The organism is Thalassospiraceae bacterium LMO-JJ14 (assembly GCA_021555105.2).
Classification (GTDB): Bacteria; Pseudomonadota; Alphaproteobacteria; order Rhodospirillales; family Casp-alpha2; genus UBA4479.
On the sequence record CP134604.1, the window covers coordinates 2,300,891 to 2,316,357 of the forward strand.

A 15,467-nucleotide genomic window follows, 5' to 3' on the forward strand; every position below is an offset into this window, starting at 1 on the left:
CAACCTTGGACACTATCGCAAGCGGCGTGTTTTCAGGTGTCGAGAATTCCGTTTCGGGCCGCCGCTGGGTTATGCGTGACATAGACGAGCGGGCCGCGCTCGCCATGTCGCAATCGCTGGGGCTTTCGGATATCACCGCGCGTGCACTCACAGGCCGGGGTATCGGCATCGAAGATGCGGAAAAATTTCTCGCGCCGACCCTCAAGGACCTGTTGCCCGATCCGAGCCGCTTCGTCGATATGGACAAGGCTGCCGTCCGGCTTGCCGATGCCGTCCTGAATAACGAAAAAATAGCCCTGTTTGCCGATTACGATGTCGATGGTGCGACCTCGTCGGCTGTGCTTGCCCGGTTCCTGCGCACCGCCGGTGCCGAACCGCTGGTTTACATCCCGGACCGCATCAAGGAAGGCTATGGCCCTTCCGTCGGCGCCATGCAAAAGCTGGCCGGGCAGGGGATCGGTGTCGTAATCGCTTTGGATTGCGGCACAACCGCGTTCGATGCCTTGAAGGCCGGCAAGGATGCGGGATTGGATATTGTCGTCATCGATCACCATGAGGCCGAACCGCAATTGCCGGATGTCCTCGCACTGGTTAACCCGAACCGGATGGATGAGGACAGGGTTTACGGCCATCTGTGCACGGCCGGACTCGCTTTTCTGTACGCCGTCGCAATCAACAGGGAACTGCGCAAACGCGGCTACTGGACGGCTGAACGTCCGGAACCGGTATTAACCCGTTCTCTCGACCTTGTGGCGCTCGGTACCGTTTGCGATGTGGTCAAGCTTGAAGGCATCAACCGCGCCTTCGTCGTGCAGGGCCTGAAGGTCATGGCAAAGCGTGAAAATACCGGTCTCAGGGCCTTGTCGGATGTCGCCGGACTGCATGCCATGCCGGAAAGCTATCACCTGGGCTTTGTCCTGGGGCCGCGCATCAATGCCGGTGGCCGAATTGGCGATTCCGGCATGGGTGCGAAGCTGCTCAGGACCGAAGACCCAGGCGAAGCTGCCGCGATCGCAACACGCCTCGATATCCTCAACGGGGAGCGGCGCGAGATCGAAGCTGCCTGCTTCGAAGCAGCCCTTCAGCAGATAGAAAAAGGTCCCGAGCCGGGGGCTGCCGTTGTATGCGCAGATCAGGGCTGGCATCCGGGCGTCGTTGGCATCGTCGCCAGCCGGCTGGTCGAGCGCTATCACCGCCCGGCTTGCGTCATTGCCATGGACGGCGACACCGGCACCGGGTCCGGCCGCTCTGTCTATGGAGTCGATCTGGGAGCTGCGATCATTGCCGCACGTCAAAAAGGCATTTTGATCAAGGGCGGTGGCCATGCCATGGCGGCCGGGTTTTCTGTATCGAGTGGCGCGCTTGATGAATTCAGGGCTTTTCTGGATGAACGCATATCCCAACAAACTGGCGGAGCACTAATCAAACCCGACCTGCGTCTGGACGGATCAATCGCCTTGCGTGGCGCAAGCGTCGAGCTGGCGGCGGAAATCGCTACCCTGGCACCATTCGGCCCGGGCAACCCCGAACCGCGCCTGGCGATCAGAAACGTCAAAATACCCTTTGCCGATATCGTCGGCGGTGATCATATCCGCTTTTCACTGTCGCAAGGCAGCGGCGGCACGCTGGAAGGTATTTCGTTCCGTTCCGTCGGCACACCACTCGGCCAGTTGCTGCTTTCGGCACACAATCAAACGGTTCATGTCGCCGGACGCCTGAAAGCCGATAGCTGGCAAGGGCGTACACGTGTTAAGTTTCATCTTGAAGACGTTGCACTGACGCAGGCAAGCGGAGACGTTGGATAAACACTGCCGTAAAACATGGGGGATGCTATGAGCGATAATACAAAATGGGATAAGCGATTTATGGAGCTTGCCGGCTTTATCGCGCAATGGTCCAAGGATCCCTCGACCAAGGTCGGTGCGGTCATTGTCGATCCCCGCAACAAACGTATTGTCGCCACGGGATTCAACGGGTTTCCGTTCGGTGTCGAGGATACGGCAGATCGGCTCGGGGACCGCGCCATCAAGTATGAAATGGTGGTGCATGCCGAAACCAACGCCCTGATGTTTGCGGGCAACCAGGCCAACGGCTGTACGCTTTTCGTAACACCCTTGCCTCCGTGTGCGCGCTGTGCCGTGCTGATCATTCAATCCGGCATCAGCCGCGTTGTCTCGCCGACACCGGACACCTCGAAAGAACCCTGGAAGACACAGTTCAAGATATCCTCGCAGATGTTTGCCGAGGCTAATGTCGACGTGGATTTATTGGACATTTAATCGCCGTTTGCGTTGGCCTTCCGAAACGCGTGTGCTAAGCCAATTAATGGCTACGGCAGTTTTTTTCCGTACCCAATACGATATAACTGATTATGGGGGAAACCGTGTCCTACCGCGAGACACTGAAGCACTTCATTATGCGCCAGCAGTCCCATATCACTGGGGTTACCGGCGAGTTCACACTGCTGCTGGACGACGTATCATCAGCCTGCAAGGGCGTTGCCAATCTGGTGCGTCGCGGCGAACTGTCAGGAGAACTGGGTGCTGCGGTCGGCATCAATGTACAGGACGAAAATCAGAAAAAACTCGATGTGATGGCCAACGAGCTGGCGATCAGCTGGTGCGAAAAGGGCGGTCAATTGTTTGCCATGGCATCGGAAGAAATGGTCGACGTTTATCCGGTTCCCAAGGCGCTCACGCGCGGGAAATACCTGCTCATTTTCGATCCGCTCGACGGATCCTCGAATATCGAGGTCAACGGCCCGATGGGCACGATATTCTCGATATGCTGTATGCCGGACGAACCCGGCGATGACCTGGCGCAGAATTTTATGCAGCCCGGCACGCAACAGCTATGTGCAGGGTATGTGCTGTTCGGCCCGGCGACGATGATGGTTCTGACGACGGGGAACGGCGTCAACGGCTTTACCCTGAACCCAGACATCGGTGAATTCGTGCTCACCCACCCGGACATCCGCATCCCTGAAGACACACAGGAATTCGCGATTAATGCATCCAATCAGCGTCACTGGGAGCCCCCGGTCAAGCGCTACGTGGATGAATGCCTGGCCGGGAAAACCGGCCCGCGCGAAAAGGATTTCAATATGCGCTGGGTTGCGGCGATGGTCGCGGACGTACACCGCATTATTACACGGGGCGGGATATTCATGTACCCGATCGACGAGAAAATCCGCGAGAAGGGGGGGCGTCTCCGCCTATTGTACGAAGCCAATCCGATGTCGTTTATCATCGAGCAGGCTGGCGGCTTGGCCACAACGGGGCGTGAACGTATTCTTGAAGTGCAGCCGACGGGGCTACATCAGCGCGTTCCGGTTATTATCGGTGCTAAAAACGAAGTGCAACGTCTTGTTGATTATCACGCCGAGCATGATGCCGCTAACGGCTGATCCCCAAAGGGGCGGCACCTGATGGCATCAAAATATGGAAGCTGGGTTGTTGAAAAATGTCATCAGCTTTTCAAGCGTTTGTTCGGTGAGGTGGATAGTGGTTTTTCTGCCCTTGCGCTCCAGACGGACGTATTCCTTTTTCTCCCAATCGTGCAGCATTCTGTGCGCACTTGTACGGGGCAGGCTCATGGCTGCGGCAAAAGCCGTAATATCCGTCTCATAACCTTGACGTGCAGAGCGGTAGAGCATCGTCATGGCCGTCATGACGACGACACCGTTCTTTTCAGCCCATAATCTATTTAAAGATGAGATTGTTTTAAGGTAAGCCTCAGCCGGTTTGAGCATATCGTCGTTGGAGTAAGCGGCATGCGGAGAAGATTGAGAACCTGAATGCTGTGCGTTCAAGGTAACCTCTTTCAAGTGTACTTAAACTTAATCACAAGTTCCCGTTTAGATGATCAAAGGCCTGGCGACCACATTATTCGTGTCCAATTTGGTATATGGAAAAATAGGTTCAGCGCCCAACTTGAATTAAGTCAAAAGATTGTCATTTTATATCTAAGTTCTGGAAATTTTATTTACTAAATTCCTATTTAATAAATGAAATACCTATTCATGATAAGTGAATATAATAGATGCCTGAGACGGCAGCTCGCAAATAAAATGTGTGGGCACACATCTTGCGGTAGCGATTCTTATTCATAGTTCGATTGTTCGAAATTTAAAGGGTATACTACTTAAAGATGAAATTAGTTTTTTGAAAAATCATTATATTTAATCAATAACGAGGCATTCTTCCGATATCGGCAGCCTTAGGAGATGCTTTACGCGGATTTTAGTGCTCGCGGAACGATGCGAAGACCACCTTGCCTGCTTCCCGAACATGAGCGACAGCGGCCTTGCGTGCCTGGCTTGGCGTACCGTTCAAAAGGACATCGACAAGTTTCTCGATCTCGCGGAGACTGACGTCGATGCGTCCCGGTGTCTTCATCGAGCGTGCGCGAAGTAAAATGGCACGCGCATTCAGCAAGCTGAGGGATCGTCCCAAAGCATCATTTCCTGCGCCACGCATGAGGCAGTCGTAAAACTTGTTTTTTGCCTCAAGCCAGCGAATTGGGTCGTCTACTTTAAAAGAATCGCGCATGTCTTGCAGAGTTTCCCGAAGTTCCTCCTTGGAATCGTCCGAAGCATTCCGCACATAGAGATCTGCAGCCAGGCCCTCCAGAACCTCACGGACCTGGTAGATTCCCCTGGCTTGTTCTTCGGTGATGACGGCGACAACCGGTCCACGATGCGCAACAACTTCGATAACACCTTCACTTTCCAACTGCCTGAGGGCTTCTCGAACAAGCGTTCGGCTGACCCCTGTCATTTCACACAGATCGCGTTCACGCATACGCTCACCCGATGCGAACCTGCCCACGGCGATGGCAGTACGGATACTTTCTGTCACATCATGTCGCAGTGGCGTGGTCGGTTTTATGACTTTGAAGCTGTATTCGTGGCGCGCCATTCTTGATGTTGCCCCTTCCTGTTATCCTGCCCGGTCCGTTGTTTCGGCCGTGACGTCCGATCGGAATTCATAAGCGCTGAGCCATGTGTACATATCGGTACTGATCGCCTTTAGTCACGTTCAAAACAAGCAGAAACAAAACAGTGCCTGACGGATCGGCTCCGTCATGTGTGCTTGGTTGATCATATAGATGCCGCCGAAGCTTCCCAAGTGTCAAACAGCTGCAGGGTTGATCTTGGCCCGTCACACTAAGATTGTATAATCGCATGATTAAAGGGTTATCTTGTAAAAATTACCTGCTTCTAAACGGTGCAGACACAATCACCGGGCAAGGAAACGGCGAACAAAGACCGGGAGCAGAATGTAATGCGGAAAGCCGATCTCATCGGCGGTATCGGGCTGCTTCTTGCCTGATTACTTCTGATCTTCTATGTGATTTCGTTGAAACCGAGGAAGGAATTTTCTTCGGCCTTTTACCCAAGGTCTACCCGACCGTGATGGCGTCGGGCATGACATTGTGCGCGTTCGTCCTGATCGTTCAGCCCTTGCTGCAGCGTGCACATGACGATGAACTTTTTCCCATGACCGCTTGGCAGTTTGCGATATTTCTCCTGTCTGCCGTCATCGTGCTGTGCGCCGTCCTGACCATCGGAGAAATCGGCATCCGAACAGGCGGCCCGGTTCTCATCTCCTGCCTCATGCTGTTTCTGGGTGAACGCAACATCCCCCTGATTTGCGTCACCGCCATTTTGCGCAAGGTATCGGCAAGAAACGGGACATCGACCTAACTTTCCACGACACCAAAACGGCCGATGAAATCATGAAAAATCAGCGCGGGGTCTATGTGAAGATTCAAGAAGCCGTCAAGTAACACACCCTATCAACTTGTAGACTTTGCCCGGGCCATGAAAACGGTCCGGGTTTTCTTTGCTTTGCAAGAAAGTTCACGGCCATATTCTCGTTGTGCTGGGTGCGCACAAATACGATCTGGTCCGGCGTTCGGTCAGGTCGTTAAACTGGCGTTCGCGGCGCGGTGGCCCAACTCGCGCAGCTTGGCAATATGGAACGGACAGTATGGATTTCTCACTCAGCGACGAACAAAAAGCCATTTGCGACACCGTAAGCCGTATCTGTGCCGGATTTAACGATGATTACTGGCTCGCGCGGGACCGCGACGGTGTCTTTCCCCACGATTTTTATCACGCCCTGGCCGAAGAGGGATGGCTGGGCATTTGCACGGCGCAAGCAGAGGGCGGTGCCGGGCTGGGCATCACCGAAGCCGTCATGATGATGCGGACGATCTCGGAATCGGGGGCCGGGCTGTCCGGTGCCTCTGCGGTTCACATCAATATCTTCGGTCTGAACCCGGTCGCTATTTTCGGCACCGAAGAACAAAAGCAACGGATGATCCGCCCGATGGCCGAGGGCCGGGAAAAAGCGTGTTTCGCGGTTACCGAACCCAGCACCGGGCTTAACACCACGCAACTGAAGGTCCGGGCCGAACGGCATGGCGATAAATATCTGGTGAATGGCCAGAAGGTATGGATATCCACGGCGCAGGAAGCCGACAATATCCTGCTGCTCGCGCGAACCACGCCGCTCGAAGACGTCGACAAGCCGAGCCATGGCCTGTCGCTGTTCTACACCCCGTTCGATCGCAAGCGCGTCAAGGTCGTCGAAATCGACAAGATGGGCCGCAAGGCCGTCGATTCAAACGAACTGTTCTTTGAGGATTTTGAAATTCCCGTCGGCGATCTGATTGGCGAGGAGGGACGGGGGTTCGAATACATCCTGCATGGCATGAACCCGGAACGGATGCTGATTGCCGCCGAGGCCGTCGGTCTCGGCTTTGCGGCGGTGCGCCGCGCTGCTGCATATGCCAACGAGCGGATCGTGTTCAATCGCCCCATCGGTAAAAACCAGGCGATCCAGCACCCCCTGGCCGAATGCCAGTCGGCTTTGGAAGCCGCCTGGATGATGACGCTGAAAGCGGCCTGGGAATACGATCAGGGGCTGCCCTGCGGTGCGACGGCAAACATGGCCAAATATCTGGCCGGCGAGGCCGGTTTCAATGCCTGTCAGACGGCTGTGATGACGCATGGCGGCTTCGGTTATGCCAAGGAGTACCATGTCGAACGTTATCTGCGTGAAAGCCTGATCCCAAGGATCGCGCCTGTCTCGCCGCAGCTCGCACTGTGCTACATCGCCGAGCGTGTGCTTGGTCTGCCGAAAAGCTATTGATGATCCAAAACGACAAAAGCCCGCCGGAGGGCGGGCTAGCGTCTTTGGCTGAATGGCGTCCCCTACGGGACTCGAACCCGTGTTTCCGCCGTGAAAGGGCAGCGTCCTAGACCGCTAGACGAAGGGGACACGGTCAGCGAGGGTGGTGGTACCCACTCAGAGCGGGGAAATCAAGCGAGAAACGATGCCAAGGCAATAATTTTTTTGAAATCCAAGCCTGCTGCAACGAGGGCAGGGATTTCTCCCTTAATTTTCGTCGCGTACCTGATTGACCAAGGCTTCCAGCCCGGATTTCTGCTGCACCGGAGCCGTGTGCTTTTCCAGGTAATACGCATAAATCTGCAGGAATTCCTCGGCGAAGAATGTCGGATCGATTTCGTCCGGTTTCTCGGAATTGGCGATGGCAAATGCCGAGAAATTGGCAGCGGCATGACGCAGACCGGCGGCGATATCGACCGGGTTCATGCCTTCCTGCAGGCGATTGTTCGCCATGTTGATGACCTGATTGGCAAGTTGGATGCTCAGGGTTTGGCGGTCTTCTTCTTCACTCATATCGGATTTGCCTCAAGTAATGGGGGCGGCACTTTAACGGCCTGCCTTTTTCGGTGAAAGGGCGACGTGGCGGGCTTTGTTCAATCGGCCCGCTTGATCGCCGCAGCGAACATATATCCGGTGCCACGAACGGTCTTGATGATTTCAGGATGGCGCGAATCCTGCTCGACCTTGCGGCGCAAGCGCGTGACGAGTACGTCGATCGAACGGTCGAACGGTTCCCAGTCACGACTGTATATTGCACTCAGCAGGTGATCGCGCGACAAAACCCGGCCGGCTTTTTCAATGAACTCGTTCAGAAGGCTGAACTCACCGGATGTCAGTTCAATTTTTTCACCATCCGGATTCTTTAGCTCCCGGCTGTCGAGGTTGAGAACCCATCCATTGAAACTGACATGACGTTGTTCGCCATCCAACGGGATAGCCGCCGTTTTACGCCGCTCGGTGACACGGCGCATGACGCTTCTGATGCGCGCCAGAAGCTCGCGCTCGTCCCAGGGCTTGGTGACATAGTCATCGGCGCCGATTTCAAGGCCGACGACGCGATCGATGGCGTCGTCCTTGCTTGTCAGAATAATGATGCCGACGGCATATTTCTCGCGCAATTGCTTGGTCAGATCGAATCCGTCATCGTTGGGTAACTTGAGATCCATAATCGCCAGATCGGCAGGATCCTTCGCCATCAGAGCGTGCATATCGCTGCCGTTATCGCAGGTACTGATTCGGTAACCTTCGCCTTCCAGATAAAGCCGGAGGGCCTTCTGAACGAAAGTATCATCTTCAACAACAAGAATATGCGCGGAATCGGCCATAATAGGGTATACGTCTTACTTATCAAAAATCGCGTGAAATGGAACTATCGCACGTTTGCCGTGACCCGGTTACACTACGCGAGATGACGGGTAGCCCGCAACTTATTGAAGGGGAAAATAATAATACTCCTGGTTGCGGGACATGAGGTAAAAATGACGAAAAAAGAAGAAAGCGCCGATAATGAAATGCCGAACCCGGGTCCGGGCGTAAGCCTGTGGCTGACGCAGATTCTCGGCCTGCCGCGTGCTTCGAAAGCGAAAACTAAACCGCTTCTTCCCAGTGAATTCGCGTTGCGGAATGAAACCGACAAACGGCTTGCATTCACACCTCCCGACGAAGTCATCCAGGCAGACGGCGGCACACTGCGGCAGCTCGAGATTCGTGGCCTGCCCAAGGGTGTTACCCTGAGCCGCGGCACCTTGACGGAAGAGGGGTTCTGGCTGCTTTCCCCATCCCAGATGCAAGGTGCGATGGCCATTATACCGGCGGAAATTTCTTTGCCATTTTCGGTCATGCTCAAGGGCGTCTTTGTCGGCAGCGATTCCGATGCACCCTGGAGCGAATTGACGGGCTACGAGTTCTCGATAGAAACGCCAGCGCCGATGCACGAAGAACAAACGCCGGCGGCAATACCCGCCCGAAAGCCGGAAGCAATGCCGGAATCAATGCCGGAATCAATGGTTGTCATCGATCTCGACGTTTCCGTCGGCACAGATGATCCCGATATACTGAAGGGCATTACCGTCAGATTTTCCGGGCTTCCCGATGGCGCGCAGCTCAGCGCCGGAAGCGACGACAAAGGCATATGGACAGTTCCGGCAACCGAACTTTCCGATCTCAGTATCATCATTGCTGAAAACACGCGCGATTTTGATCTGAATGTGGAAATGGACATTGCCGGTTCGCCGCCGCAAACAGCCAGCATCCATGTTGAAAATTCGACCGAAACCGTTGATCCAGCATCCTCGTTCACCGTGCATCTGACGCCCAGCGGGTATGCCGCGGACGAGGCGAAAACACGGATCAGTATTTATGCCGACGGTACGGCCATATATGACAGGATCGTCAACTGGTCTGCATCCACGAACCAGGATGTCGAATTATTGGTGCCCTATGGCGATGATGCGCTGCCGTTCGAAATCGTCATGCGTTATGACAGTTTCGGTGTATCGGCGAACGCACCGAAATTACTCGGTTTGAATATCGACGGCACCGCCGTTGCACCGCAATCGTCTGCGATTTCCGGCCAAGGCGAGCTTGTAGGCAGCGGCCTTGTCTGGCGGGGCGACCTCATCATCGATGTGCGTCATGCCCTGAAGCCGCCGGAAGATGTGAAACCGGACCAGGAAATCGAAAACGAACAGCCGCATCTGCCTTCCGAAATCGCCGAGCCACATGCGAACGTCGCATCCGCATCCATGGATGTGCAGCCGGCAAGTGCGGACAAAATTCTCGACCCATCGGATGAACCTCTGTCCCAGACAGTCGATGAGCCGGAGGTGCATCTCAGCGAGCCCGATGATGATGACGGGATTGATGAAGCAGATTTCGATGCCGCACCACCGCCAGAAACCAGCAAGGCCGATGTCGAGCTTCCTGAAAAAAGCGATGTCTTGATCGTCGATGCGTCTTACAGCGATCTGCAGCGCCCGGCATTCCTCAACGAGCTACGCAGTTTGCGGAACTTCATCCGCACCCGGCAGAGTGACGAGACCGGCGAGATTTACGAGCGGCTAGGGATCGACGTTACGAAATGGCATGACATGAGCGTGCGCGGCCCGACCGGTGCCGAAGTTCAGCTCGATCCTCTATTGCCGAAACTTGCTCCCCATGGCGGGAAAGACAATGCACGGGAAATGCTGCCGCTGAGTCTGTCCGATATTCCTTCTGAAACCGGGATTATGATACGGATCACCGGCCTTGCACCGGGGGCATTGCTGTCACACGGGCAAAATCTTGGCAATGGCATCTGGCAGCTCGGTGTCCATGAGATCGAGAACGTTTCCTTGCTGCCTGCCGTTGCCGACAATGCATCCAGGGCCTTGCATATTGCGTGGAACGGGACCGGGGATGAACGCGATATCGTTGAGGTCAGGAAATCCCTGATTGTCGGCCTGCGTCATGCCGGACCGAAAAGGCGCGGCATCGAAATGCACGGAATGCCGCTGCCGATAGATCCGGAAACTTTCGATCCGGACGGGCATGGTTCGATTTCATTGACGCTCGGCGAAATGCCGCCCGGTGCGATCCTGTCACACGGCAAAAATCATGGCGGGGGCGTATGGACAGTGGAACTGGATAGCGGTCAGGGCGTGTCGCTTTTTTCCGCAGCTGCAACGCCTCCTTTCGAGATTTCACTGACATGCGTTGCCCTGAATCCGCAAACAGGGAATAGCACGGTGGTCTCGCGAATTCTCGACGTTACGCCCGGGCAATCGAAAATCCGCCTGCGTACCGATATGGCCGCTTGAACAGGCGCAGTTCATGAGATTCCGATGAAATTCCCAGTTGCCCTGCGGGTCTATACTGTTTTTGCTTTTGTTGCCGCTCTCGCAGCAGGCATCGGCGGAATAATTTTTGTCGATGAGCAGAAACTGGAGCAGCAAGCGCGGGACCTGGCCGAACGGCATCGAACCGTCAGCATTCATGTTACCCGTCTGAACGATCACGTTTGGGAAGTGACGGATATCGCGCTAACGGCCGACATCGCGGGGCCGAATGCGCCGGGAGATACCCTAAAGGCGCTTATCATGTCTACGCTGGCCAGGCACACACCGAGTGTGGAAAAACTGGCTGAAACGCAATCAAGCGAAAATGTCACGCGTTTGGGGGCGGCGCGTACGGCGCTGGAAAACGCACTCGTTTCCGGGATCTCCGGCAAGGCGCTCTTCACACTATCCAAAGAATATACCAGCGTCGTGCAACAGATCGCCGAGGCTGCTGATGCCAAGGTCGCGGCAGAGCGCACGGCGCAGGCAGAACTTAGTGCTAATCTGGAACGTAAAGCCGTGCTGCTTTCAATTGCCGGACTCATTCTCGCGATGCTGGCGATGCTGTACCTCTACCGGAACGTGATCCTTCGCCTGTTGCGACTGCAATCGAGCATGTCGGCTTTCGTCGAGGGACGCGAAGCTGAAATCCCGACATCGGGAAATGATGAAATCGCCAGCATGGGGCGGGCGCTGGATTATCTGGTCACGACTCTGAAACGCCGCGAAGCCCGCTTGGAAGAACAACTGATCTTTCAGCGCACGCTTTTGGACACCATACCGAACCCGATTTTCTATAAAGACGACAACGGCAGGTTCACCGGTGCGAATGCCGCGTTCGAGGCGGTTGTCGGATTGACGCCTGACGAGGTTGTCGGCAAGACGCCGTTCGATATCGACCGGCCTGATCTTGCAGAACGGTATGATCCGCAAGACCGCGCCACGGGACCCGGCAAGAAACGGTATTCCTATGAAACGGATAAGGCATTCGCCGACGGCAAAATGCACCATGTGATGATCGAAAAGGCGCACTTCATCAATGCCGATGGAAAATCAAACGGTGTCGCCGGGGTTATGGTCGACATCACACGTCTGAAGGAGGCCGAACACGAACTGCAGGACGCGAAGGAGATTGCCGAAACCGCAAACCAGGCAAAATCGAGCTTCCTTGCCGCAATGAGCCATGAAATCCGCACCCCTATGAACGGCGTCACCGGCATGGTTGAACTGTTGGAGCAGACCCGCCTTGAGCGCGAGCAGCGGAATATGCTTCGCACGGTGCGTGAATCGGCCGAGTCCTTACTCAGGATCATCGATGACATTCTCGATTTTTCGAAAATCGAAGCCGGTCGCATGGATCTCGAACACGTGCCGGTGTCCTTGTCGGGCATCGTTAACGGTGTCGCCGAGACACTGGCGCCGAACATCCGCCGCCAGGGACGCGATGTCAGCCTGATCACTTATACCGACCCGGAAGTTCCTGCCTGGGTCAAAAGCGATCCGGTCCGCCTGCGGCAAATTCTGATGAACCTTGCCGGCAATGCATCGAAGTTCACGGAAGCCGGCAAGGTCGTCATCAGCGCAGAGTTGGCCGAAAAACGTGAAGACGGCGTCATGGTCAGGTTCCAGATCAGCGATACCGGCATCGGTATTTCAAAGGAAAATCAGGACAAGCTGTTTGAAGCTTTCACTCAGGCAGAGGGATCGATCACGCGCCGGTTTGGCGGCACAGGTCTTGGTCTTTCAATTTCAAGACGGCTGGTCGATTTGATGGGCGGACGCATCGGCGTCGAGAGCGAACTCGGTAAAGGTGCGACGTTCTGGTTCGATATTCCGTTCGAACTGAGCGAACCGCCAGATGTTACGGAACGGAACGATCCGTTACCCGACTTGCACGATATCAGCGTCCTGATCTGTATGCCGGACATGGATGAACGGAAGTTCATAGAAGCGTATCTGACATGCCACGGGATCCGGCATACCGCCGCCGACACGGTCGGCCAGATGCTGGAAAGAAACGCCATGAGCGATGTCGTCATCGTTGACGATTGGCCGGGAAGCGGTGGTTCAGCCGGCGAGTTGGCCCAGGCCATCATCGATGAAACATCGGCGCAAAACCCGCCCGGGATCGTTAAGTTGGAAAATCGGCGGACAGTCGCGTCGAAAGCGAAGAAGCAATCCGGTGTCGGTTTGCAGCGTCCTTATAGCAAGCAGGCACTGATCGAGGCTGTTGCCGCCGCTGCAGGGCGCATCGATACAGTACGGATCAACATCGCCAATGCCGAAAACGACAGCATCCCCGTCGAGACGCCGCCATCGATCGATGAAGCGCGGGAAAGCGGACGTCTGATCCTGGCCGTAGAGGATCATCCTGTGAACAGGCATGTCCTGATGCGCCAGTTGAATACTCTCGGCTATGCGGCCGAGATGACCGAGAATGGCGTTGAGGCCTTGAAAAAATGGCAGGACGGCGGCTATGCCCTGGTCCTCACTGACTGCCACATGCCTGAGATGGACGGCTTCGAGCTTACAGCTGCGATCCGCGCCGCCGAAGAAGCGACGGGGGTACACACACCGATTATCGCAGCCACGGCCAACGCCTTGCAGGGGGAGGCTGAGAACTGTCTCCGCGCCGGGATGGACGGGTATATTGCGAAACCGGTGAAGCTTGACGTTCTGGCCAACGAAATACTCAAGTGGCTACCCGATGCGCCGCCGTCGCCGTATGCCGTTTCCGCCGGCAATACATCTGCAGCCGGAGACGATGTTCTCGACTTCGCTGTACTACGTGGCATTTGCCATGGCGATGAAGCGATGCTTCTGGAAATGCTCGGGGATTTTCTTGATATCAATCAAAACGTGGTTGACGATTTGATGCAGGCCGTCAGGAACAAAAACGGCGACGCTATCCGCTCCCATGCGCACAAGCTGAAAGGTTCGGCCGGTACCGCGGGCGCGAAACGGCTTGCCGAAGCGGCGAAGGCCCTTGAAAAATCCACCAATGATCAGGACGATGCCGATATCGCAGCATTTGCAAAAACGCTGATGTCGGAATTCGAGGCCGTCCGCACAAAGATCGACTCAGTGAAAGGCTGACCCTTATGTCTCCGCGGATTTTATATGTTGAAGACGATGCCTTTGTCGCAAGGATGGCGAAGCGGAGCCTCGAAAGAGATGAGTTTGACGTCACAATCTGCGACGATGGGATAGAAGGTCTGGCACAGGCAAAATCCGGAGCCTACGACATCATCCTCCTCGATCACATGTTGCCGAACATGTCCGGGATCGAAATTCTGAAACAACTCGAAGGACAGGACACACCTGTTGTCATGGTATCCGGTTCTTCCGAATTAAGCGTCGCCGTAGAGGCCATGCGCATGGGCGCCGCCGATTATGTCATCAAGGAAACGGACGGAAGTTATCTCGACCTGCTGCCACGCACCGTGAAACGGGTCCTCAATCACATGCGCCTTCTCGAAGCCAAAAAACACGCCGATGAGCGTATTGCAAAACAGGCTGAAACCATTCAGGGCGTTCTCGACAACATGGATCCGGGCATCACGTTGTTCAGCGCCGATATGAAACTGCTTTCCTACAATGAGCGGTTTGTCGAACTTTTCGACCTCGCACGCGGATCGGTCGGCGAAGGGGTCACTCTGACGGATATCCTCAAGCAAATGGCGTCCGGCGGAGATTTCAGTGAAGAGAGCGCCGATGACGCCATTGCCGAGCGCTTCAACTTGTTCAAGTCCGGTGAAACATTCCGCATCGATCATGCCCGGCCGAACGGGCGGGTGATTGAAATTCGCGGCGGGCCGATGCCGGGCGGCGAGTTCATTGCTTCCTATACCGACATCACCGAGCGGAAAAGCATGGAAGAAGAGCTTCGCCGCCTTGCGACGACGGACCCGTTAACCGGCGTCAACAACCGTCGCCGCTACAATGAAATATCGGAGCGCGAACTTACGCGCTGCAAACGTTACCAGCACCCCCTGTGTGTCCTGATGCTCGACGCCGATCATTTCAAAACCGTAAACGATACCTATGGCCACGATGCGGGAGACCGTGTCCTGCAATCCCTCGCCAAGGCTTGTTCGGCCGAGCTGCGCGATGTCGATGTGCTGGGGCGTTTCGGCGGTGAGGAATTCACCGTCACATTGCCTGAAACGGAGCTTGAAACCGCGCTTGATGCGGCAGAGCGTTTACGCGTAGCACTGTCGGCGATCAAGGTGCAGCTCGATGACGGTCAGGAAATTTCTTTTACGGTCAGCATCGGTGCAAGCGAATTAAGGGATAAGAACGAAACTCTCGCCGATCTTCTGAACAGGGCCGATGCCGCTTTGTATATTGCCAAAGAGCAGGGACGAAACCGCGTTATTTCCGCCTGACGTATTAATCATCCATTCATGATTGTTGCTATAGCCTTAAGTGTTATCCAGAACGGATGCAGGAG

The 15,467-nt window shown here is 55.3% G+C and carries 12 protein-coding genes and 1 tRNA gene; 8 read left to right on the forward strand and 5 right to left on the reverse strand.

Annotation, left to right across the window (positions count from 1 at the left end):
- The first annotated feature begins 5 nt into the window (after positions 1 to 5).
- The 3 genes from recJ to L2D14_10775 all read left to right on the forward strand — a co-directional run bounded on the left by recJ (position 6) and on the right by L2D14_10775 (position 3,406).
- Entirely contained in the window at positions 6 to 1,805 is a 1,800-nt protein-coding gene (recJ, locus tag L2D14_10765; protein WNJ98354.1) for a single-stranded-DNA-specific exonuclease RecJ, read from the forward strand.
- 27 nt (positions 1,806 to 1,832) lie between these two features.
- Positions 1,833 to 2,279 (forward strand): dCMP deaminase family protein, encoded by a 447-nt coding sequence (locus L2D14_10770; protein ID WNJ98355.1) that lies wholly within the window; start codon positions 1,833 to 1,835, stop codon positions 2,277 to 2,279.
- Positions 2,280 to 2,371: 92 nt separating this feature from the next.
- A complete protein-coding gene (locus L2D14_10775) occupies positions 2,372 to 3,406 on the forward strand; it encodes a class 1 fructose-bisphosphatase (protein ID WNJ98356.1) in 1,035 nt (344 codons plus the stop codon).
- A gap of 27 nt (positions 3,407 to 3,433) precedes the next feature.
- Here L2D14_10775 and L2D14_10780 read toward each other — a convergent pair whose 3' ends face one another.
- Together L2D14_10780 and L2D14_10785 are read right to left on the reverse strand one after the other, a co-directional pair.
- Positions 3,434 to 3,811 (reverse strand): hypothetical protein, encoded by a 378-nt coding sequence (locus tag L2D14_10780; protein ID WNJ98357.1) that lies wholly within the window; start codon positions 3,809 to 3,811, stop codon positions 3,434 to 3,436.
- Positions 3,812 to 4,241: 430 nt separating this feature from the next.
- Positions 4,242 to 4,919: a GntR family transcriptional regulator gene (locus tag L2D14_10785; protein ID WNJ98358.1), complete on the reverse strand. Its 678-nt coding sequence runs from the start codon at positions 4,917 to 4,919 to the stop codon at positions 4,242 to 4,244.
- Positions 4,920 to 5,185: 266 nt separating this feature from the next.
- On the opposite strand from L2D14_10785, the gene L2D14_10790 reads away from it, so the two are divergent.
- Together L2D14_10790 and L2D14_10795 are read left to right on the forward strand one after the other, a co-directional pair.
- Positions 5,186 to 5,707, forward strand: coding sequence for a hypothetical protein (locus L2D14_10790; protein WNJ98359.1), 522 nt, complete (start codon positions 5,186 to 5,188; stop codon positions 5,705 to 5,707).
- A gap of 286 nt (positions 5,708 to 5,993) precedes the next feature.
- A complete protein-coding gene (locus tag L2D14_10795; protein WNJ98360.1) occupies positions 5,994 to 7,160 on the forward strand; it encodes an acyl-CoA dehydrogenase family protein in 1,167 nt (388 codons plus the stop codon).
- Positions 7,161 to 7,213: 53 nt separating this feature from the next.
- On the opposite strand, the gene L2D14_10800 is transcribed toward L2D14_10795, so the two are convergent.
- From L2D14_10800 to L2D14_10810, 3 genes are all read right to left on the reverse strand, one after another.
- Positions 7,214 to 7,289: transfer RNA gene (locus L2D14_10800), tRNA-Glu, on the reverse strand.
- 117 nt (positions 7,290 to 7,406) lie between these two features.
- On the reverse strand, positions 7,407 to 7,712 hold the full coding sequence (locus L2D14_10805) for a DUF3144 domain-containing protein (GenBank protein ID WNJ98361.1): 306 nt from the start codon (positions 7,710 to 7,712) through the stop codon (positions 7,407 to 7,409).
- Positions 7,713 to 7,792: 80 nt separating this feature from the next.
- Positions 7,793 to 8,524 (reverse strand): response regulator transcription factor, encoded by a 732-nt coding sequence (locus L2D14_10810; protein WNJ98362.1) that lies wholly within the window; start codon positions 8,522 to 8,524, stop codon positions 7,793 to 7,795.
- 153 nt (positions 8,525 to 8,677) lie between these two features.
- Here L2D14_10810 and L2D14_10815 point away from each other — a divergent pair, with 153 nt between their 5' ends.
- The 3 genes from L2D14_10815 to L2D14_10825 are packed head-to-tail and all read left to right on the forward strand — an operon-like array spanning position 8,678 to position 15,402.
- Entirely contained in the window at positions 8,678 to 10,996 is a 2,319-nt protein-coding gene (locus tag L2D14_10815; GenBank protein WNJ98363.1) for a hypothetical protein, read from the forward strand.
- A 24-nt stretch (positions 10,997 to 11,020) separates the two neighbouring features.
- The gene (locus L2D14_10820) at positions 11,021 to 14,110 is read left to right on the forward strand and encodes an ATP-binding protein (GenBank protein ID WNJ98364.1); all 3,090 of its coding nucleotides are present in this window, start codon (positions 11,021 to 11,023) and stop codon (positions 14,108 to 14,110) included.
- Between the two features lie 5 nt (positions 14,111 to 14,115).
- Positions 14,116 to 15,402, forward strand: a complete 1,287-nt coding sequence (locus L2D14_10825; GenBank protein ID WNJ98365.1) for a diguanylate cyclase — start codon at positions 14,116 to 14,118, stop codon at positions 15,400 to 15,402.
- Positions 15,403 to 15,467: the final 65 nt, after the last annotated feature.

What these genes read in the sequence shown, in the direction of transcription:
- L2D14_10820 (WNJ98364.1), top strand. Translation starts at nt 11,021, where the DNA reads ATGAAATTCCCAGTTGCCCTGCGGGTCTATACTGTTTTTGCTTTTGTT.
- L2D14_10790 (WNJ98359.1), top strand. Translation starts at nt 5,186, where the DNA reads ATGATTAAAGGGTTATCTTGTAAAAATTACCTGCTTCTAAACGGTGCA.
- L2D14_10785 (WNJ98358.1), bottom strand. Translation starts at nt 4,919, where the DNA reads ATGGCGCGCCACGAATACAGCTTCAAAGTCATAAAACCGACCACGCCA.
- L2D14_10795 (WNJ98360.1), top strand. Translation starts at nt 5,994, where the DNA reads ATGGATTTCTCACTCAGCGACGAACAAAAAGCCATTTGCGACACCGTA.
- L2D14_10775 (WNJ98356.1), top strand. Translation starts at nt 2,372, where the DNA reads ATGGGGGAAACCGTGTCCTACCGCGAGACACTGAAGCACTTCATTATG.
- L2D14_10815 (WNJ98363.1), top strand. Translation starts at nt 8,678, where the DNA reads ATGACGAAAAAAGAAGAAAGCGCCGATAATGAAATGCCGAACCCGGGT.
- L2D14_10825 (WNJ98365.1), top strand. Translation starts at nt 14,116, where the DNA reads ATGTCTCCGCGGATTTTATATGTTGAAGACGATGCCTTTGTCGCAAGG.
- L2D14_10810 (WNJ98362.1), bottom strand. Translation starts at nt 8,524, where the DNA reads ATGGCCGATTCCGCGCATATTCTTGTTGTTGAAGATGATACTTTCGTT.
- L2D14_10770 (WNJ98355.1), top strand. Translation starts at nt 1,833, where the DNA reads ATGAGCGATAATACAAAATGGGATAAGCGATTTATGGAGCTTGCCGGC.
- L2D14_10805 (WNJ98361.1), bottom strand. Translation starts at nt 7,712, where the DNA reads ATGAGTGAAGAAGAAGACCGCCAAACCCTGAGCATCCAACTTGCCAAT.